Genomic DNA, 19,893 nt, shown 5'->3' on the forward strand with positions numbered 1-19,893 from the left:
GCACGCCCTGACCCGCCACCCGCACCCACGCACCCGCAATCCCCCGCACCAAGGCACCCGCCGGAGACACCAGATGCACCCCGACCGGACCTCCACCACCCGCTTCCCCGTCCCCGTCGACGTCGCCCTGCGCGCGGCGGGATGGGAACCCGGACGCTGGGACATCAAACAAGCCGAATACTGGGCCGACACCCTCCGCGCCCACACCTCACCCGGCGGACACCAGCACGCCGTCTTCCCCGCCGCCGTCGAGGCCTGGGCCGAGTTCGGCGGCCTCCACCTCACCCCCGGACCCATGCCCCCCGGACCCGGCCGCCCCGTCGCCCCCACCGCCGCACGCCTCGACCCCCTGCACGGCCTCCACCTCGCCCGCACCCTCGCCGACCTCGGCCGCGCCCTCGGCACCCAGGTCAGCCCGCTCGGCGAGGAACTCACCGCAGGAACCCCCGACGACCACCAGGCCCTGCTCGCCATCGACACCGAAGGACGCGTCTACGGACTCGACCACACCGGCGACTGGTACCTCGGCGCCACCATCGACGCCGCCCTCGCCACCCTCGTCACCGGCACCCACCCCCCACGCCTCAGCACCTGACACCCCCACCGGCACCGGCACCGGCACCGGGCACCGGGCACCGGCAGCAGGGGTGACACGAGCGGCCCCACGGACACCAAAGGCGGCACAGGCGACACCGCCCGCACCGCCCACGCCGCGCCCCGCACCCGGCAGGCCGCCCGTCGCATCCCTCAAGCGCCCGTCACACCCCGCATGGGATGACCGCCGACACCCGGAAACCCCCCGCGTCCGTCGGACCCGACACGAACACACCGCCCAGCGCGCCCACCCGCTCCCGCATCCCCACCAGACCGTTCCCGCCACTCGGCAACCCGGCCCCCACACCGTCCACCGCCACCGGCGCCTCGTTCTCCACCTGCATCGCGATCTCGGCGCCCCGGTGCGCCAACCGCACATACGTCTTCGCGCCCGCCGCGTGCTTGTGCACGTTCGTCAACGCCTCCTGCACCACCCGGTACGCCGTCTGCTCCACCTCTGCCGCGTACCGCCGCAAATCCCCCTCCACCGACAGCACCACCGACATCCCCGCCACCCGCGACTGCCCCACCAACTCGTCCAGATCCGCCAACGACGGACCCTCCGAAACCTGACCCGCCGCCCGCGAAGCGGCGGCAGCCGCCGCCACCCCCACCGACGCCAGCGGCACCGAACCACCCGAACCCGCGCCCACCGCCACCGGCTTCACCCCGTCGGCCGTCCGCAGCACACCCAGCATCTCCCGCAGCTCACTCAACGCCTGGCGCCCCATGTCCCCCACCAGAGCCGCGTTGCGCACCGCCTTCTCCGGGTCCTTCCGCGCCACCGCCTGCAACGCCGCCGCGTGCACCACCATCAGACTCACCCGGTGCGCCACCACATCGTGCATCTCCCGCGCGATCCGCGTCCGCTCCTCGCTCCGCGCCCACTCCGCACGCTCCTCCGCACGCTCCGCGAGCAGCATCAGCTCCCGCTCCAGCGAATCCGCGCGCTCCCGCAGACTCTCCATCAGCCGCCGCCGCGCCCCCACATACAGACCCAGCAGCACCGGCGGAGCCGTCAGCCCCAACGACATCGTCACGGCCACGAACGGCACCAGACCGTCACCCAGCGTCGACGCCCCCGACGCCACGTCCTGCGTGGTCCGCACATACGAGACGATCAGCACGCCCAGCAACGACATCGACGCCAGCCCCGCGATGATCCGACGCGGCAGCTCCGACGCCGCCAGCGAGTACAGACCCACCACGCTCAGCAGGAAACCCATCTCCGCCGGCGTCACCGCGATCGCCACCAGCACCACCGCGACCGGCCACCGCCGCCGCACCAGCAGCACCGTCCCCGCCGCACCCCCCAGCAGCAGCCCCAGCGCCTCCGGCAGACCCACCCCCCGCGCGAAATCCGCCCCCCGCTCCGCACACTCCGTCGCCGACGCCGCCGCGAGCGTCGCGTCCAGCACGGCACTACGCCGCCGCGCCCACCACCACGGCCCGGTCAAGGCCGTGTGCTGGTCTTCCCCCGTCGTGGTCATGTCCCCCAGCGTACGGGCGCGCGGCACCGCGTTTCCGGGGAGTTTTCCGCGCCCGACTCCTCACAGCACGTAACGAAAAGGAAGAGGTCATCGACCACATCACTCGAACTGGTGAACCAGTCGAGAACCGGTCCCGGACGTCCGCATTCCGGACGATCGTGGAGCCATGACCCACCCCCACGCCAAACCCGTCCTGCGCGCACGCGCCCGCGAACTGCGCCGCCAGGGCCTCACATACGACGAGATCCAGTCGGAGCTGAAGTGCTCCAAGAGCTCGATATCCCTCTGGGTGAGCGACCTGCCGAAGCCGGTACGGCGCCCCGCCGACCCGGCACTGGCGTCCGCCGCCGCGAAGCGCCGCTGGGAGCCGACCATGCGGCTGCGCGAAGCCGAACGACAACGGACCCGGAGCGCGGCCACGGCGGAGATCGGCGCGCTCACCGATCAGCAGCTGCTCATCGCCGGCGTCTGTCTGTACTGGGCGGAGGGCACGAAGAGCAAGCCGTACCGCCCCCAGGCGCGGGTCACCTTCATGAACAGCGACCCGACGATGATCGAGGTGTTCACCGCCTGGCTGCGGCACGTCGGGGTGGAACCCGGGCGGGTCAGGTTCTCCTTGTACATCCACGAGTCCGCCGACATCCCCACCGCCGAGAGGTTCTGGGCCGACCTGGTCGGCATCACCGTCGAGGAGCTCGGCAAGACGACGCTCAAGAGGCACAAGCCCACGACCGACCGGAAGAACACCGAGGACGGCTATCGCGGCTGTCTGCGCGTCGACGTCAGGAACGGGGCTGACCTATACCGTCGCATCGAAGGCTGGTGGTGCGGCATAGTGTTGGCTGCGCGTTCGACCGGCACCGATCACGGAACTCGGACATAGCGCGCAAACTATCCCGGATCGTCTAAAGGTAGGACAAACGGTTTTGGTCCGTTGAATGAGGGTTCGAGTCCTTCTCCGGGAGCTGCGAAGTTCGGGTCCTGACCGCATGGTCGGGACCCGTCCCCATTTCTGGTGACCTACGCCCCGGTATCCTGCGGTGGTCCAACCCACGCACCGAAGCCGAAGGGCATACCGTGAGCACCATTCGCCCGGCCGCCGTCGTCGTACTCGCAGCGGGTGAGGGCACCCGTATGAGGTCGGCCACACCCAAGGTCCTGCACGACATCTGTGGCCGTTCCCTGGTCGGCCATGTGCTGGCCGCCTCCCGCGAGCTGGAGCCGGAGCGGCTGGTGGTCGTGGTGGGTCACGCGCGGGAGCAGGTGACGGAGCACCTCGCGGCGATCGACCCGCAGACGCGTACGGCCGTGCAGCACGAGCAGAACGGCACGGGGCACGCGGTCCGGATGGGTCTGGAGGAGCTGGGCGGGGCCGTCGGGGGCACGGTGATCGTGGTCTGTGGTGACACCCCGCTGCTGACCGGGCGGACGCTGCGGGAGCTGGCGGACGCGCACGCGGCCGAGGGCAACGCGGTGACGGTGCTGACGGCCGTGGTGCCGGACGCGACGGGTTACGGGCGGATCGTGCGGGACGCGTCGACGGGCGCGGTGACGGCGATCGTGGAGCACAAGGACGCGTCGGAGGAGCAGCGGGCGGTCCGGGAGATCAATTCGGGGGTGTTCGCGTTCGACGGCGCGTTGCTGGCGGAGGCGCTGGGGCGGGTGCGGACGGACAACAGTCAGGGTGAGGAGTACCTGACGGATGTGCTGGGGATCCTGCGGGGCGCGGGGCACCGGGTGGGTGCGTCGGTGGCGGGGGATCACCGGGAGATCGCGGGGATCAACAACCGGGTGCAGTTGGCGCAGGCGCGTCGGATCCTGAACGACCGGTTGCTGGAGCGGGCGATGCTGGCGGGGGTGACGGTGGTGGATCCGTTGTCGACGTGGGTGGATGTGTCGGTGTCGTTCGGGCGGGACGCGGTGGTGCATCCGGGGACGCAGTTGCTGGGTGCGTCGTCGGTGGGTGAGGGTGCCGAGGTGGGTCCGAACGCGCGGCTGACGGACACGGAGGTCGGCGCGGGGGCGCGGGTGGACAATTCGGTGGCCGTGGGCGCTGTGGTGGGTGCGGGGGCTTCGGTGGGGCCGTTCGCGTATCTGCGGCCGGGTTCGGTGCTGGGTCCGCGGTCGAAGGCGGGTACGTATGTGGAGTTGAAGAACGCGTCGTTGGGTGAGGGGACGAAGGTGCCCCATTTGTCGTATGTGGGTGATGCGACGATCGGTGACTTCACGAACATCGGTGCGGCGAGCGTGTTCGTGAACTACGACGGGCGGGACAAACACCACACGACTGTGGGGTCCCATTGCCGTACGGGTTCGGACAACATGTTTGTGGCGCCTGTCACGGTCGGGGACGGGGCTTATACGGCCGCGGGGTCGGTGATCACGAAGGATGTGCCGCCCGGTTCACTGGCGGTGGCCCGTGGCCAGCAGCGGAATATCGAGGGTTGGGTGGCGCGGAAGCGTCCGGGGAGCGCGGCGGCGAAGGCCGCGGAGTCGGCTGCCCGGGAGGCCGGTGGCGAAAGCTGACCGGAAACGGGTGCGTCCGACACGGCGTACCGTGATAGGTGCACTCATTCCGCTGGATTGGGTCATTGATTCGGCTGACTCGTCGCTGAGGGACGCTGACGGGTGCGGCAGCCGCGAAACACGTCGAGGAGACTGTGCTGTGACCGGGATCAAGACGACCGGCGAGAAGAAATTGATGCTCTTCTCCGGCCGCGCTCACCCTGAGTTGGCGGAGCAGGTCGCTCATCAGCTGGGGGTCGGGATCGTTCCGACGAAGGCTTTTGATTTTGCCAATGGTGAGATCTATGTGCGGTATCAGGAGTCGGCGCGTGGTGCGGACGCGTTCCTGATCCAGAGCCACACGGCTCCGATCAACAAGTGGGTCATGGAGCAGTTGATCATGATCGACGCGTTGAAGCGGGCGTCGGCGCGGAGCATCACCGTGATCGTGCCGTTCTACGGGTATGCGCGGCAGGACAAGAAGCACCGCGGGCGGGAGCCGATCTCGGCGCGGCTGATCGCGGATCTGATGAAGACGGCGGGTGCGGACCGCATTCTGGCGGTGGATCTGCACACGGATCAGATCCAGGGGTTCTTCGACGGTCCGGTGGATCATCTGTTCGCGCTGCCGATCCTGGCGGACTACGTGGGTGCGAAGGTGGACCGGTCGAAGCTGACCGTGGTGTCGCCGGACGCGGGCCGGGTGCGGGTGGCGGATCGCTGGTGCGACCGGTTGGGCGCGCCGCTGGCGATCGTGCACAAGCGTCGTGACAAGGACGTGGCGAATCAGATCACCGTGCACGAGGTCGTCGGTGATGTGAAGGGCCGGGTGTGTGTCCTGGTGGACGACATGATCGACACGGGTGGCACGATCTGTGCGGCGGCGGACGCGTTGTACGCGCATGGCGCGGAGGACGTGATCGTGACGGCGACGCATGGTGTGCTGTCGGGTCCGGCGGCGGACCGGTTGAAGAATTCGAAGGTGAGCGAGTTCGTGCTGACGGACACGCTGCCGACGCCGAACGAGCTGGAGCTGGACAAGATCACGGTGCTGTCGATCGCGCCGACGATCGCGCGTGCGGTGCGTGAGGTGTTCCAGGACGGTTCGGTGACGAGCCTGTTCGACGAGCAGTCGTAGTCGTGGTGCCCGGTGGGGTGGCCGTGGTGGTGGCCGTCCCCGGGTGATCCTTTTGGAGTGCGGCCTTCCCGCCGAGTAAGCTGGTGAAGTTGCTCGGCGAGGGAGGCCGCATTCTTGTGCGGCGGTCCGTTATCGACGCGCTCTTTCGTAGCAGGCCAGTCGTGTGGCCGGGTGACGGCCGTTTGTCTGTTTCTTCTACGAGGAGTGCTGATGTCCGAGGTCAAGCTTGTCGCCGAGACCCGTTCCGAGTTCGGCAAGGGTGCCGCCCGCCGTATCCGCCGTGAGGACAAGGTCCCCGGTGTGCTGTACGGGCACGGTACGGACCCGGTTCACGTGACGCTGCCGGGCCATGAGCTGCTGCTGGCGCTGCGTACGCCGAACGTCCTGATCTCGCTGGACGTGGACGGCGCGACCGAGCTGGCGATCCCGAAGGCTGTTCAGCGTGACGCGGTGCGCGGTCACCTGGAGCACGTGGACCTGCTGCTGGTGAAGCGCGGCGAGAAGGTCAACGTCGAGGTCATGGTGCTGACCGAGGGCGACCTGGCCCCGGGCAACTTCCTGCTGGAGCACGTGCTGAACACGCTGCCCGTGCTGGCCGAGGCGACGCACATCCCCGAGTCGTTCACCGTGTCGGTGGCGGGTCTTGAGGCGGGCGCGTCGATCCTGGCGAAGGATGTCACCCTGCCGGCCGGTGTGACGCTGGACGTCGAGGACGACGCCGTGGTCATCCAGGTGCTCTCCGCGCAGGCGGAAGAGGCTCCGGCCGAGGGCTCCGGCGACGAGGCCGCTTCCGAGGCGTGAGTCCGGTCCTCGTGGTGGGCGGTGTGTCCGTCCGTCGCGGTTTCTGACAGCCGCCGCCCTGCCGGGCGGCGGCTGTTTTGTCGTTGCCGGTCGTCGCCGACTGCTGTCGGTCGTCGTCGGTCGTTGTCGTGAGTGGTTCCCGGTGAGGGTGGAGGTTCGGCGGTATGTCGGCTGATGTGGGTGCGCCGTGGCTGGTGGTGGGGCTGGGGAATCCCGGGCCGGGGTATGCGATGAACCGGCACAACGTGGGGTTCATGGTGGCGGATCTGCTGGCGGCGCGGATCGGGGGGAGTTTCAAGCGGTCGGCGAAGGGCCAGGCGCAGGTGCTGGAGGGGCGGGTGGGTCCGCCGGGTCCGGGGAGCCGCCGGGTGGTGCTGGCGAAGCCGATGTCGTTCATGAATGTGTCGGGGGGTCCGGTGACGGCGCTGCGGGACTTCTACAAGGTGCCGACGGCGAACATCGTGGCGGTCCATGACGAGCTGGACATCGACTACGGGGTGCTGCGGCTGAAGCTGGGCGGCGGGGACAACGGGCACAACGGGCTGAAGTCGATGACGAAGGCGATGGGCCCGGACTATCACCGGGTGCGGTTCGGGATCGGGCGTCCGCCGGGGCGTATGCAGGTGGCGGATTTCGTGCTGAAGGACTTCTCGTCGGTGGAGCGCAAGGAGCTGGACTTCTTCGTGGACCGGGCGGCGGACGCGGTGGAGTGTCTGCTGGCGGAGGGGCTGGAGCGGGCGCAGGGCACGTACAACGGGTGAGGGTGGTGCTCGTCACAGGGCGCTCGTACATCTTGTGACATGTCGCTGGGATCGGTTGACCGGGTGTGGGGCGATGGCCAAGGATCGCGGCCATGTCTGCGCGCGCCCCCTCGGGTCACAGAAGTCCCTCCGGTTCCTCCCGCGGTTCCGGTCGTGCCGTGCTGACGTGGCTGGGGCGGGCGGCGATGGGGCTGGTGGCGCTGGTGCTGCTGGTGGCCGGGGTGTGGGGGTCGTGGGGGTCGGCGCAGCATGTGCTGTTCACGAAGGGCCGTGAGCGGGGCGAGATGACGGTGTCGCGGTGTGGTGGTGAGGAGTGCGTGGGGGCGTTCACGCCGTTGTCGCCGGGGGCGCGGGCGCGGGAGCGGGTGGTGCTGGACCAGTCGGTGGGGGCGGGTGCCGGGGACCGGTTGGCGGTGGTGGTGAAGCCGGACACGGACGAGGTGGTCCGGGCGGGGATGCCGGGGCTGGTGCGGTCGTGGGTGCCGCTGGGTGGTGCGTTGCTGCTGGCGGCGGTGGTGCTGGCGGGGGGTGTGCGGTTGTGGCGTACGGCATGGGCGACGGCCGCCGCGGGGTTGTTGTTGCTGGCGGCGGCCGTCGTCACGGTGTAGGGGATGCGGGGCGGGTGCCGGCCGTGAGGGCCGGCACCCGCCTTTGGTTTCGGCCGGTGTGAGGCCGGCACCCGCTCGGGGTTCCGGCCGTGTGGTGGCCGGAACCCGTCCCGGTGGTCAGCCGGTGTTGCGCAGTCCGGCGGCGACGCCGTTGACGGTGAGCAGGAGGGCTCGGGCGAGCAGGGGGTCCGGGTCCTCCCCGCGTTCGGCGGCGGCGCGCTGGCGGGCGAGGAGGGAGACCTGGAGGTAGGAGATGGGGTCGAGGTAGGCGTCGCGGATGGCGAAGGTCTGCTGGAGCACGGGGTGGGTGTCGAGGAGGCGTTCGCCGCCGGTGATGGTCATGACCTCACGGCAGGTGAGGGCGTGTTCGGCCTCGATGGCGGTGAAGACGTGCTTGAGGTGGTCGGGGACGAGGGTGTCGACGTAGTGGCGGGCGATCCGCAGGTCGGTCTTGGCGAGGGTCATCTCGACGTTGGACACGAAGTTGCGGAAGAAGTGCCAGTGTTCGTGCATCTCGGCGAGGACGGTGTCGAGTCCCGCTTCGCGCAGGGCCTTGAGTCCTGAGCCGACGCCGTACCAGCCGGGGACGATCTGGCGGGACTGGGTCCAGCCGAAGACCCAGGGGATGGCGCGCAGTCCGTCGAGTCCGGCGCCGGAGTCGGGGCGGCGGGACGGGCGGGAGCCGAGGTGGAGGTCGGCGAGCTGGTCGACGGGGGTGGCGGCGAAGAAGTACGACGGGAGGTCGGGGTCCTCGACGAGGGCGCGGTAGGCGCCGTGGGCGGCGTCGGAGACGACGTCCATGGCGGCGTCCCAGCGGGCGAGGGATTCGGAGGACTGGCGGGGCGCGGTGTGCAGGGCGGATGCCTGGAGGGTCGCGGCGACGGTCAGTTCGAGGTTCTCGCGGGCGAGGGAGGGGACGAGGTACTTGTCGGAGATGACCTCGCCCTGTTCGGTGACCTTGATCTCGCCTTCGAGGGTGCCCCAGGGCTGGGACAGGATCGCGTCGTGGGAGGGGCCGCCGCCGCGGCCGACGGTGCCGCCGCGGCCGTGGAAGAGGCGCAGCCGGACGCCGTAGCGGTGGGCAACGTCGCGCAGCCGCCGCTGGGCGCGGTGGATCTCCCACTGGCTGGTGGTGATGCCGCCGAACTTGGAGGAGTCGGAGTAGCCGAGCATGACCTCCTGGACGTCGCCGCGCAGGGCGACGAGGCGGCGGTAGGAGGGGTCGGCGAGCATGCCGTCGAGGATGATGTCGGCGGCGCGGAGTTCGTCGGTGGTCTCCAGCAGGGGGACGATGCCGATCTTGGCCCAGCCCGCGTGGAGGTCGAGGAGTCCGGCCTCGCGGGCGAGGACGGTCGCGGCGAACACGTCGTCGGCGCCCTGGCACATGGAGATGATGTAGGACTCGATGACCTCGGGTCCGAAGACCTCCAGGGCGCGCCTGACGGTTTCGAAGACGCCGAGGGTCTTGTGTCCGGCGGCGTCGAGGGGCGCGGGGGTGGGGGCCAGCGGGCGCCGGGAGCGGAGTTCCTTGGCGAGGAGCTTGGTGCGGTACTCGCGGGGCATGTCGGCGTAGCGCCAGGATTCCTCGCCGAGCCGGTCGAAGAGCTGGCCGAGGGCGTGGTGGTGGGCGTCGGCGTGTTCGCGGACGTCCATGGTGGCGAGTTGCAGGCCGAAGGCGGCGAGGGTGCGGATGGTGCGGTTCATCCGGCCGTCGGCGATGAGGGCGCCGCGGTGTTCGCGCAGCGAGGTCTGGACGAGGGTGAGGTCGCGCAGGAGTTCGGCGGTGCCGAGGTAGTCGCGGCCGTTCTCGTGGGGGGTGCCCGCGGCGAGGCGGGTCTTGGTGTTCTCCAGCTTCTGACGGATGCAGGTGGCCTTGAGCCGGTAGGGCTCCTCGGCGTTGAGCCGCTTGTAGCGGGGGCTGATCTCGGGGAGGCGTTCGAGGTCGGCCTGGAGGGAGGTGAGGAGTTCCTCGGTGGCTCCGGTGTAGCGGATGGAGTTGGAGAGGAAGCCGCGGAGTTCGTCGACGAGGTCGAGGGCGTCGTTGATGCCGTGTTCGTGCTGGAGGATCAGGACGTCCCAGGTGACCTGGGGGGTGACGTTGGGGTTGCCGTCGCGGTCGCCGCCGATCCAGGTGCCGAAGGTGAGGGGGCGGCTGTCGTCGGGGAGCCTGACGCCGACCCGTTCGAGTTCGGCGGTGAGGTCCTCCAGGACGTCGCCGACGGCTCCGGCGTGGAGTTCGTCGAGGTAGTAGATGGCGTTGCGGGCCTCGTCGGCGGGTTCGGGGCGCACGACGCGGAGTTCGTCGGTCTGCCAGACGAGGTCGATGTTCTCGGCGAGGCGGGTGTCGTGGCGGCGGCGGTCCGCCTCGATGACGGGGGTTTCGAGCAGGGTGGCGATCCGGCGGAGCTTGTTGAGGACGCTGCGCCGGGCGGCCTCGGTGGGGTGGGCGGTGAAGACCGGCCGGACGTTGAGGTTCTTGACGGTGTCGCGGAGGTGGTCGGGGTCGGCGTCCTTGAGGCGGTCGGCGGTGCGGGCGAGGAGGCTGCCCTCGGCGGCGCGCCTGGCGCGCAGTTCGCGGCCGCGGTGGACCTGCTCGGTGACGTTCGCGAGGTGGAAGTAGGTGGAGAAGGCGCGGACGAGCTTCGCCGCGGTCTCCAGTTCCGTGCCGCCGAGGAGTGCGGCGGCTGCTTCGCCGTCCTCGCGGGTGAGGCTGCGGACGCGTTCGACGAGTTCGAGGAGCTCGGGACCCTCCTGGCGGACCAGGGTCTCGCCGAGGAGGTCACCCAGTCGGCGGATGTCGGCGCGCAGTTCGGCGCTCGTGGTCGTGGTGCGGTCGTCGGCACTGCTCACAGGTGCGGCTCCTTGCAGTGTTGAGGCGCTTCTGGAGGGGAACCCGGGGGTAGGTGCGGCTGCTGGCGCCGCTCGGGGGCCCGGGGCGAACACAGAGCGGACGACGCTGTCCGACCGTGTCCAGGATAGGTGTCCGGGTGGACGCGCGGTCCAAGGGCCTCTTGCCGGGGGCCGCCGCACTGCCATACTTACGATGCCGTAGGTTACGGGACCGTAGGGTGCCGTGGCCGTACGTGCCTCCGCTCGTGACCCTCGATCCCCAGAGGACTCCCCATGACCACCCGCTCCGATGTGCTGGACGACGCCCAGGAGGCGCCGGAACAGCCTGATCAGCCGATTCCGCCAGCGACGCTGGGAGGGGAGAAGAAGGGCTCGGTCGAGCAGCTGGCGCTGATGCTGTTCATCGTGGTCCCGTTCCTGGCGCTCGCCGTCGCCGTCCCGCTGGCCTGGGGCTGGGGGGTGAGCTGGCTGGACGTGGGGCTGCTCGTCTTCTTCTACTTCCTGGGCTGTCACGGCATCACGATCGGTTTCCACCGGTACTTCACGCACGGTTCGTTCAAGGCGAGGCGTCCGCTGCGCATCGCGCTGGCGGTCATGGGTTCGCTGGCGGTGGAGGGGCCGCTGGTGCGCTGGGTGGCCGATCACCGCAAGCACCACAAGTTCTCCGACGCGGAGGGCGACCCGCACTCGCCGTGGCGGTTCGGTGAGACGGTCCCGGCGCTGATGAAGGGCCTGTGGTGGGCGCACATCGGATGGATGTTCGACGAGGAGCGGACCCCGCAGGAGAAGTACGCCCCTGACCTGGTGAAGGACCCGGCCATCCGGCGGATCTCGCGGATGTTCATCCCGCTCACGGTGGTGTCGCTGGCGCTGCCCCCGCTGATCGGCGGGCTGGCCACGATGTCGTGGTGGGGCGCGTTCACGGCGTTCTTCTGGGGCTCCCTGGTACGGGTGGGGCTGCTGCACCATGTGACCTGGTCGATCAACTCGATCTGCCACGCGGTCGGCAAGCGGCCGTTCAAGTCGCGGGACCGGTCGGGCAATGTGTGGTGGCTGGCGGTGCTGTCGTGCGGCGAGTCCTGGCACAACCTGCACCACGCGGACCCGACCTCGGCGCGGCACGGGGTGATGCGGGGGCAGGTCGACTCGTCCGCGCGGTTCATCCGCTGGTTCGAGATGCTGGGCTGGGCGTACGACGTGCGGTGGCCGTCCGCGTCACGGATCGACTCCCGGCGCAGGCAAGAAGCCACCGACCCGGCATGATGGACGACGTGGCGACCGACTCCAGCACATCGAGCAGCGAGAAGCCGCGGCGCACGCGCCGTACCCGGATGACCGGTGCCGAGCGCCGCCAGCAGTTGCTGGAGATCGGTCGCACCCTGTTCGCGGCGAAGGGGTTCGAGGGCACGTCGGTGGAGGAGATCGCGGCGAAGGCCGGGGTGTCCAAGCCGGTGGTGTACGAGCACTTCGGCGGCAAGGAGGGGCTGTACGCGGTGGTGGTCGACCGTGAGATGCGGCGGCTGCTGGACGGGGTGACGGGTTCGCTGACCGCGGGGCATCCGCGGGAACTGCTCGAACAGGCCGCGTTCGCGCTGCTCGACTACATCGAGGAGTACACCGACGGGTTCCGCATCCTGGTGCGGGACTCACCGGTCGCGCAGTCGACGGGTTCGTTCGCGTCGTTGATCTCGGACATCGCGACACAGGTCGAGGACATCCTGGCGGGCGAGTTCAAGAGCCGGGGGTTCGACCCGAAGCTGGCGCCGCTGTACGCGCAGGCGCTGGTGGGGATGGTCGCGCTGACGGGCCAGTGGTGGCTGGACGTGCGCAAGCCGAAGAAGTCCGAGGTGGCGGCGCATCTGGTGAATCTGGCGTGGCACGGGTTGGACGGGCTGGAGCCGCGTCCGGGCCTGATAGGCCGAAGGAAGTCCTGACGGGGTCCGTGGGTCCACCCCCTTGGCGTCCCGCACCTGTCCCCGTGCGGGGTGCATCGGGTTCTTCCACCTGGGCGCACCTGTCCCCGTGCGGGTCGCCGTCCGGCGGGGGGCGGGTTCTCTCAGCTGGGCCCGCTTGCCCCGGTGCGGGTCGCCGTCCGGCGGGGGCGGGTTCTCTCACCTGGGCCCGCTTGCCCCGGTGCGGGCGGTTCGGGGGTGCGCAGTTCCCCGCGCCCCTTCGGGCGCGACCCTGGATGTTGCTGTGCCCCTGCGGGTCGCGTCCGGCGGGGGCCGGGTTCCCGCACCTGAGCCCGCTTGCCCCGGTGCGGGCGGTTCGGGGGTGCGCAGTTCCCCGCGCCCCTTCGGGCGCGGTCCTGGATGTTGCTGTGCCCCTGCGGGTCGCGTCCGGCGGGGGCCAGGTTCCCGCACCTGGGCCCGCTTGCCCCCGTGCGGGGTGATCGGGCTACGGCTTGTGGGCGGTGGCGAAGATCCTGCGGAAGGGGAGGACCGTGCCGTGGGGGCCGGTGGGGTACGCGGTCCGCAGGGCCGCGCGGTACTCGTCCAGGAACGCCTCCCGGCCCTCCGGGTCGTCCGCGAGCGCGGTCAGCACGGGCCTCAGCCCCGTCCCCTTGACCCAGTCGAGCACGGGATCGTCCCCGTGCAGCACATGCAGATACGTGCTCTCCCACACATCCGTCTCGCACCCCAGCGAGGCAAGCGCGTCCAGGTACTCCGCAGGCTCCCGTACGGCCTCGGCGTGCCGCAGCACCCCGTCCAGCCGCTCCCGCCACCGCGCCCCCTCGGCGACCTCCCGCAGCAGCGTGTGGCTCGGCGCGCCGAAGTTCCCGGGCACCTGGAACGCGAACGTTCCCCCGGGGGCGAGCCCCGCGACCCAGCCGGGGAACCGGTCGAGGTGTCCGGGGACCCACTGGAGCAGCGCGTTGCTGATGATCACGTCGTACGGCTCCGCGGGGTCCGGGTCCCAGGTCGCGGCGTCGGCGTACGCGAAGCCGAGGTGTCCCCCGCCCCCGGTGGGTCCGGCGAGCGGCCGGGCCCGGTCGAGCATGTCGGTGGAGTTGTCGTAGCCGGTGATCCGCGCGGTGGGCCAGCGCCGGGCGAGCAGCGTGGTGACGTTGCCGGGTCCGCATCCGAGGTCCGCGATCCGGGGCGGGCGGCCCGTGGGCGGCTCGGGGACACGGGCCAGCAGGTCCGCGAAGGGGCGCCCGCGGTGGTCGGCGTGGCGCAGGTACTGGTGCGGGTCCCAGACGGGTACGGCTGCGGGCACGGCGGTCTCCTCCCGGAGCGGAGGACCGTCCTCCACCCCCACCATCTATCTTGACATCAAGAGACTTCACATCGACAGACCTACTACACTGATCGCCATGGAGGACGAGGTCGATCGGCTGGTCGCGGCATGGCGCCGGGAGCGCCCTGACCTCGACGTGGAGCCCCTTGAGGTGCTCAGTCGGGTCAGCAGGCTGGCGCGGCATCTCGACCGCGCGCGCCGGCTCGCGTTCTCCGAGCACCAGCTGGAGCCCTGGGAGTTCGACGTCCTGACCTCGCTGCGGCGGGCGGGGGCGCCCTATCAGCTCTCACCGGGTCAGTTGCTGACCCAGACACTGGTCACCTCGGGGACGATGACGAACCGGATCGACCGGCTGGCGAAGAAGGGCCTGGTCGAGCGGTTGCCCGATCCCACGGACCGGCGGGGTGTGCTGGTGCGGCTCACGCCGGAGGGGCGGGACCGGGCGGACCAGGCGCTGGCCGGGCTCCTGGACCAGGAGCGGGCCATCCTCTCCGAGCTGTCCTCGGCGCAGCGGGGCGCGCTGGCCGCGCTGCTCAGGCAGCTCACGGCACCGTTCGACAACATCCCCGGCTGATCGCCTTCGCTTGCGCTTCCGAGGTTTCCTGTGCTGGGCGTACTTGTCCCGGTGCGGGTCGCTCGTGGGGTGCGCAGTTCCCCGCGCCCCTGGATGCTGCCCCATTACGGTCGCTCGCCGGGTGCGGGTCGGTCCTCGTCTTCGCGCAGTTCCCCGCGCCCCTTTGGGGGCGCCCCCTGGGGCTGCCGTCCGTCTGCGGGCTGTCATCAGGCCGGGGCGGGGTTCAACCCCCCTCCTCGCGGACTCGCGCTGCTGCGGGAGGGGGTGGGCGGGAATCTCTGCCCGCAGACTCCGATGCTCTTCAGTCCGACCACAGGAACGTCCGACCGAGCGCGTTGGAGCGAGGACGGAGAATCCCGACCGGCCCCGACCCGAAGAACCAACCGGGAGCGCCCCGAAGGGGCGCGGGGAACTGCGCGAAAACGACGAGCGACAGCACAGGAACAGGTGGGCCCGGCACCGAAAACCTAGGGGCGCGGGGAACCGCGCGACAGCGGCCGACACCCGCACGGGGACGGGAGGTGCTCGGGTGAGTCGCTACGGACCGCCCCCGTCAGGACGCCGCCTCCAGGTCGACCGGGCCCACCCCCGCCCGCCGGGCCAGCGCCACCGCGGCCAGCGTGGAGTGGACGCCCAGCTTCCCGAGCACGTTCTGCATATGCGTCCGCACGGTATGCGGGGAGAGGAACAACCGCTCGGCGACCGCCTTGCGCCCCAGCCCCGCGACCATGCAGCGCAGCACCTCCCGCTCGCGCGGGGTGAGCGACTCCACGAGCCGCTCGCTCTCCGTCCGGTGCTTGCGCGCCGCGGTCAGCTCCCGCAGCACCCCGGTGAGCAGCGCCGGCGGGAGATGCGTCTCGTCCCGCAGCACCCCCCGGATCACGGTGAGCAGCCGCGACAGCGAGCAGTCCTTGGCCACCCACCCGGACGCCCCCGCCTGGAGGGCGAGTGCCGCCCGCCTCGGGTCGTCTTTCTCGGCGAGCACCACCGTCCGCACGGACGGCTGCGACTGCCGTACCGCGGAGACGAGCGAGATGCCGTCGACGACGCCGTCGCCCCCGTGCTCGGAGGCGACGGCGACGGCGGGCCGCGCGCCGGGCAGCACGCCCAGCGGCGCGCCGCCCAGATCGGCGTCGGCGAGCAGGACGTCGAACCTGCGGCCGTCGGCCGCCGCGCGGTCCAGGCAGCGCAGGGCCGCCGGGCCACTGCCTGCGGCCGACACGTCGACGTCGGGCTCGGCGGCGAGTGCCGCCGCGAGCGACTCGGCGAAGATGCGGTGGTCGTCGACGACCAGGACACGGATACGAACCACTGAAACCCCCTTTGGGGGACGACCTGAGCGGACACAGCGCCCTGCGTGGATTCCCGGACCAGGGAGGTCCGGGGACGGGCCGCCGCAGCCGCACGGCCGCCGCCGTGCTCGGACTGCTACCCCCACTACGGGTGCCGTACCCGGATGTCTCGCCCCCTGATCCACACCGGCCCCCACCGGCGCTGCCCCTCAGAGTAAGGCCGCTGGGCAGCGGCGGAAGCCGAATTGCAGAACTGTTCGGACCCGCCGTTTAGGGTGAGTCGTATGTTTCGTATGGAGACAGAAGTCGACAAACGCCGGGTTGGTCTGCTGCGTTCCCGGCTGAGGGACACCAATACGAGGGCGTCGCCGGCGCTCCGGGCGCTGCGGGAGACCGTCGCGGACCGGGAGATACCCGTGCAGGTCTGGGCGTTCGGCGAGGACGACGAGCTGGCGGGGGGCTGCGACGCGCACGCCTGGGGCGGCTGGCTGCATGTGAATCTGCTGTGGGTGGACGAGCGTCACCGCGGCACGGGGCTCGGTTCGCGGCTGCTCGCGGACACCGAGCGGCGGGCCCGCGAGGAGCACGGCTGTGCCCGTTCGCGGGTGTGGACCTGGGACTTCCAGGCGCCGGACTTCTACCGCCGGTACGGGTACGAGGTCATATGCGCCCTGCCGGACTATCCGCCGGGCATCACCGAGTACACCCTGGTCAAGACGCTGGTCTGAGGCGCCGGGCACCGGCCGACGGCCGCGCCCCGAACACCCGGGGCGCCGTGAACGCGGCGTCGGCGAAGGCGTCGTGCACCGCCGCGGCGATCCGCTCCGCGTCCGCGGCCTCCGTCAGGACGACGGCGGAGCCGCCGAAACCGCCGCCGGTCATCCGCGCCCCGTGCGCGCCCGCCGCGGTGGCCGCGCTGACGACGAGGTCCAGTTCCGGGCAGGAGATGCGCAGGTCGTCCCGCAGGGACGCGTGCCCTTCGGTGAGGACGGGGCCGATCGCGCGGAGGTCCCCGGGGGTACCGGAGGCCAGCAGGGCGACGACCCGTGCGACCCGGTGGTCGTCGGACACCACATGCCGTACATAGCGGCGCAGGCGCTCGTCGTCGAGGCGCGCGAGGGCGTGCGGGAGCGCGTTGTACGGAAGGTCGCGCAGATGGGGCACACCGAGCTGGCGCGCGCCCTCCTCGCACCCCGCGCGCCGTTCGGCGTACGCCCCGTCGCCGAGGGCGTGCTGGACCCGGGTGTCGACGACGAGCAGGGTGAGGCCGTGGGCGGTGAGGTCGAAGGGGATCTGCCGGACGGTCAGGTCGCGGCAGTCGAGGTGGAGGGCGTGGCCGGGGACGCAAACCGCCGACGCCATCTGGTCCATGATCCCGCAGGGCACACCGACGAAGTCGTTCTCGGCGCGCTGGGCGTACCGGGCGAGCGCGGGGCGGTCGAGCCCGAGGCCGTGGAGTTCGTCCAGGGCGACGGCGGTGACGACCTCCAGGGCGGCGGAGGACGAGAGTCCGGCGCCGGTGGGGACGGTCGAGGCGAGATGGAGGTCGGCGCCGCCGAGGACGGCGGTGTGCCCGGCGCGGGCCAGGGCCCACAGGACGCCCGCCGGGTAGGCGGCCCAGCCGCCGCCGGAGCGGGGTTCCAGCGCGGTGGCGTCCAGTTCGGCCACCGGGCCGGGGATGTCCGCCGAGTGCAGCCGCAGTACGCCGTCGGTGCGCCTGCGCACCGCGGCGACGACGGTGTGCGGCAGGGCGAGCGGCATCACGAAGCCCTCGTTGAAGTCGGTGTACTCACCGATGAGGTTGACCCGGCCGGGCGCCGCCCACACCCCTTCGGGCGGGGCCCCGTACAGCGCGGTGAAGTCCCGGGCCACGGTCCGCGCGGCACCGTCCAGGTCCGCGGGCTCCGGTTCCAGGGGGCGGGGTCCTCCGGTACGGCTCGCGGGGGCGTTCACGCGCTGTACCGGCGGGCGAACGCCCAGGCGTCCGCGACGATGTCGGTGAGGGCGGCGCGGGCGGGCCGCCAGCCGAGCCGGTCACGGGCGGTGGCGGCGGAGGCGACGAGGACGGCGGGGTCACCGGGGCGGCGGGGAGCGGGGCTCTCGGGCACGGGCAGACCGGTGACCTCGCGGACCGCGGCGACGACCTCCCGCACGGAGAAGCCGTTGCCGTTGCCGAGGTTGCAGATCAGATGCTCGCCGGGGGCGGCGGCGGTCAGCGCGAGGAGATGGGCGGCGGCGAGGTCCGCGACATGGATGTAGTCGCGTACGCAGGTGCCGTCGGGGGTGGGGTAGTCGTCGCCGTACACCTGGACGGCGTCCCGCCGGCCGAGCGCGGTCTGGAGGACGAGCGGGATCAGATGCGACTCGGGGTCGTGCCGCTCCCCGTACAGGGTGCCGTCGGGGGCCCGGTGGGCGCCCGCGACGTTGAAGTACCGCAGGGACACCGCCGCGAGGCCGTGGGCCGCCGCCTCGCCGCCGATCATATGGTCGACGGCGAGCTTCGACGCGCCGTACGGGCTGGTGGGCGCCGTCGGGTCGGTCTCCCGGACGGGGGTGCGCGACGGTTCGCCGTAGGTGGCGGCGGTGGAGGAGAAGACGAGCTTGCGCACCCCCGCGCCGCGCATCGCGGCGAGCAGCGCCATCGTGCCGCCGACGTTGTTGTCCCAGTACTTCTCGGGCCGTGCGACGGACTCGGCGACCTGTGAGGACGCGGCGAAGTGCAGTACGGCGTCGTAACCGCCGCCGAGGTGGCGGGCCGCGTCCTGGACCCGGCCCTCGATGAACCGGGCGCCGCGCGGGACACCCTCCCGGAAGCCCGTCGACAGGTCGTCGAGGACGGTCACCGCGTGGCCCGCCGCCAGCAGATGCGCCGCGACGACCCCGCCGACGTATCCGGCGCCCCCGGTGACCAGGTACGTACCGCTGGTCAACTCGCCACCTCCCGCAGTCTGCGCGCCGCGTCCTCCGGCGGCACGTCGTTGATGAACACGCTCATACCGGATTCCGAACCCGCGAGGAACTTCAGCTTGCCGGGGGTCCGCCGGACGGTGAAGAGTTCCAGATGCAGCCCGAACCCGGCGCGTTCGGCGGGCCGGGTGAACGGCGCCTGGTGCCAGGCGGAGATGTACGGGGTGGGGGGCGCGCCGGGGCCGAAGATCCGGTCGAAGCGGCGCAGCAGTTCCAGGTACACGGCCGGGAACCCGGCCCGCGCGGCGTCGTCGAGGGCGAGCAGATCGGGTACGCGGCGCTTGGGGTAAAGGTGCACCTCGTACGGCCAGTGGGCGGCGTAGGGGACGAACGCGGCCCAGTCGTCGGTCTCCAGGACGGTCCGCGTGCCGTCGCCGAGCTCGTCGGCGAGGACGTCGTCGAAGAGGTTGCGGCCGGTGGCCGTGTGGTGCCGGGCGACGGAGTCGAGCATCCGTGTGGTGCGCGGGGTGGTGAAGGGGAACGCGTAGATCTGGCCGTGGGGGTGGCCGAGGGTCACGCCGATCTCCACCCCCCGGTTCTCGAAGCAGTAGACCTGTTCCACGGACGGCAGATGGGACAGTTCCGCAGTCCGGTCGGTCCAGGCGTCGAGGACGAGGGCGGTGTGCTCCTCGGTGAGGTCGGCGAACGACGTGTCGTGGTCGGCGGTGAAGCAGACGACCTCGCAGCGGCCGGAGCCGCCCGCGAGGGACGGGAACCGGTTCTCGAACACGGCGACGTCGTACGAGGAGTCGGGGATCTCGGTGTGCCGGCCGTCCCGGGAGGGGCACAGGGGGCACTCGTCAGCCGGGGGCAGATAGGTACGGGCCTGCCGGTGCGAGGCGATGGCCACGTCGTCGCCGAGCAGGCGGTCGTGGCGGATCTCCGAGGTGGTGGCGACGGGCGGCAGGGGACGGGGGTCGGCCGCGGTGCGGACCGTGTCGTCGCGGATGTCGTAGTAGATGAGCTCGCGGCCGTCGGCCAGCCGGGTCGACGTCTTCTTCACTCCGGGGCTCCTCGTCAGATACGGGGCGGTTCCCGCAAGACCTCCAGGATTCCAACAGAATCGAACACAA

The 19,893-nt window shown here is 71.3% G+C and carries 18 protein-coding genes and 1 tRNA gene; 12 read left to right on the forward strand and 7 right to left on the reverse strand.

The genetic code is table 11. The features are described 5' to 3' along the window. Window positions 1-73 precede the first annotated feature (73 nt). Complete coding sequence (locus tag OG711_RS16265) at window positions 74-595, forward strand: SUKH-3 domain-containing protein (protein ID WP_073783816.1); 522 nt, start codon at window positions 74-76, stop codon at window positions 593-595. Window positions 596-758: 163 nt separating this feature from the next. Here OG711_RS16265 and OG711_RS16270 read toward each other — a convergent pair whose 3' ends face one another. Continuing rightward, window positions 759-2,084 carry a sensor histidine kinase gene (locus OG711_RS16270; protein WP_073785425.1) on the reverse strand — a complete coding sequence of 442 codons (1,326 nt, stop codon included), beginning with the start codon at window positions 2,082-2,084 and terminating at the stop codon, window positions 759-761. 166 nt (window positions 2,085-2,250) lie between these two features. Between OG711_RS16270 and OG711_RS16275 the strand changes: the two genes are divergently transcribed. The 7 genes from OG711_RS16275 (at window position 2,251) to OG711_RS16305 (ending at window position 7,897) form a co-directional block, all read left to right on the forward strand. Beyond that, the gene (locus tag OG711_RS16275; RefSeq protein WP_329559573.1) at window positions 2,251-2,967 is read left to right on the forward strand and encodes a hypothetical protein; all 717 of its coding nucleotides are present in this window, start codon (window positions 2,251-2,253) and stop codon (window positions 2,965-2,967) included. A gap of 11 nt (window positions 2,968-2,978) precedes the next feature. After that, window positions 2,979-3,049 (forward strand) — tRNA-Gln (locus OG711_RS16280). A 112-nt stretch (window positions 3,050-3,161) separates the two neighbouring features. Next, complete coding sequence (gene glmU, locus OG711_RS16285; protein ID WP_329559574.1) at window positions 3,162-4,610, forward strand: bifunctional UDP-N-acetylglucosamine diphosphorylase/glucosamine-1-phosphate N-acetyltransferase GlmU; 1,449 nt, start codon at window positions 3,162-3,164, stop codon at window positions 4,608-4,610. Between the two features lie 139 nt (window positions 4,611-4,749). Next, window positions 4,750-5,727, forward strand: a complete 978-nt coding sequence (locus OG711_RS16290) for a ribose-phosphate diphosphokinase (protein ID WP_073783810.1) — start codon at window positions 4,750-4,752, stop codon at window positions 5,725-5,727. A gap of 210 nt (window positions 5,728-5,937) precedes the next feature. Next, window positions 5,938-6,528, forward strand: coding sequence for a 50S ribosomal protein L25/general stress protein Ctc (locus tag OG711_RS16295; RefSeq protein ID WP_073783808.1), 591 nt, complete (start codon window positions 5,938-5,940; stop codon window positions 6,526-6,528). Window positions 6,529-6,692: 164 nt separating this feature from the next. Next, the gene (pth, locus tag OG711_RS16300) at window positions 6,693-7,289 is read left to right on the forward strand and encodes an aminoacyl-tRNA hydrolase (RefSeq protein ID WP_073783806.1); all 597 of its coding nucleotides are present in this window, start codon (window positions 6,693-6,695) and stop codon (window positions 7,287-7,289) included. Between the two features lie 92 nt (window positions 7,290-7,381). Beyond that, window positions 7,382-7,897, forward strand: coding sequence for a hypothetical protein (locus OG711_RS16305; RefSeq protein ID WP_073783804.1), 516 nt, complete (start codon window positions 7,382-7,384; stop codon window positions 7,895-7,897). A gap of 117 nt (window positions 7,898-8,014) precedes the next feature. Here the strand turns inward: OG711_RS16305 and ppc are convergent, their stop codons facing one another. Beyond that, window positions 8,015-10,747: a phosphoenolpyruvate carboxylase gene (gene ppc / locus OG711_RS16310; RefSeq protein ID WP_073783802.1), complete on the reverse strand. Its 2,733-nt coding sequence runs from the start codon at window positions 10,745-10,747 to the stop codon at window positions 8,015-8,017. Between the two features lie 273 nt (window positions 10,748-11,020). Here ppc and OG711_RS16315 point away from each other — a divergent pair, with 273 nt between their 5' ends. Beyond that, window positions 11,021-12,010 (forward strand): acyl-CoA desaturase, encoded by a 990-nt coding sequence (locus OG711_RS16315; RefSeq protein WP_329559575.1) that lies wholly within the window; start codon window positions 11,021-11,023, stop codon window positions 12,008-12,010. Continuing rightward, window positions 12,007-12,681, forward strand: coding sequence for a TetR/AcrR family transcriptional regulator (locus OG711_RS16320; RefSeq protein WP_073783798.1), 675 nt, complete (start codon window positions 12,007-12,009; stop codon window positions 12,679-12,681). Before OG711_RS16315 ends, OG711_RS16320 begins: the two co-directional genes overlap by 4 nt. Before the next feature lie 463 nt (window positions 12,682-13,144). Here the strand turns inward: OG711_RS16320 and OG711_RS16325 are convergent, their stop codons facing one another. Then, a complete protein-coding gene (locus OG711_RS16325; protein ID WP_329559576.1) occupies window positions 13,145-13,966 on the reverse strand; it encodes a trans-aconitate 2-methyltransferase in 822 nt (273 codons plus the stop codon). 97 nt (window positions 13,967-14,063) lie between these two features. Here OG711_RS16325 and OG711_RS16330 point away from each other — a divergent pair, with 97 nt between their 5' ends. Further along, window positions 14,064-14,561: a MarR family winged helix-turn-helix transcriptional regulator gene (locus OG711_RS16330; RefSeq protein ID WP_073783796.1), complete on the forward strand. Its 498-nt coding sequence runs from the start codon at window positions 14,064-14,066 to the stop codon at window positions 14,559-14,561. Window positions 14,562-15,114: 553 nt separating this feature from the next. On the opposite strand, the gene OG711_RS16335 is transcribed toward OG711_RS16330, so the two are convergent. Then, window positions 15,115-15,873 carry a LuxR C-terminal-related transcriptional regulator gene (locus OG711_RS16335; protein WP_073783794.1) on the reverse strand — a complete coding sequence of 253 codons (759 nt, stop codon included), beginning with the start codon at window positions 15,871-15,873 and terminating at the stop codon, window positions 15,115-15,117. A 264-nt stretch (window positions 15,874-16,137) separates the two neighbouring features. On the opposite strand from OG711_RS16335, the gene OG711_RS16340 reads away from it, so the two are divergent. Then, window positions 16,138-16,581 carry a GNAT family N-acetyltransferase gene (locus OG711_RS16340; protein ID WP_073783792.1) on the forward strand — a complete coding sequence of 148 codons (444 nt, stop codon included), beginning with the start codon at window positions 16,138-16,140 and terminating at the stop codon, window positions 16,579-16,581. Here the strand turns inward: OG711_RS16340 and galK are convergent. The 3 genes from galK to galT are packed head-to-tail and all read right to left on the reverse strand — an operon-like array spanning window position 16,565 to window position 19,823. Then, on the reverse strand, window positions 16,565-17,767 hold the full coding sequence (gene galK / locus OG711_RS16345) for a galactokinase (protein ID WP_405674889.1): 1,203 nt from the start codon (window positions 17,765-17,767) through the stop codon (window positions 16,565-16,567). The two genes, OG711_RS16340 and galK, sit on opposite strands and share 17 nt — an antisense overlap. Before the next feature lie 35 nt (window positions 17,768-17,802). Then, window positions 17,803-18,783 (reverse strand): UDP-glucose 4-epimerase GalE, encoded by a 981-nt coding sequence (gene galE, locus OG711_RS16350; protein ID WP_329559577.1) that lies wholly within the window; start codon window positions 18,781-18,783, stop codon window positions 17,803-17,805. Then, window positions 18,780-19,823 (reverse strand): galactose-1-phosphate uridylyltransferase, encoded by a 1,044-nt coding sequence (gene galT / locus OG711_RS16355; RefSeq protein WP_073783787.1) that lies wholly within the window; start codon window positions 19,821-19,823, stop codon window positions 18,780-18,782. The genes galE and galT overlap by 4 nt, the downstream gene beginning before the upstream one ends. Between the last annotated feature and the right edge of the window lie 70 nt (window positions 19,824-19,893).

Source organism: Streptomyces uncialis (genome assembly GCF_036250755.1).
In the GTDB taxonomy this organism is placed as follows: Bacteria; Actinomycetota; Actinomycetes; order Streptomycetales; family Streptomycetaceae; genus Streptomyces; species Streptomyces uncialis.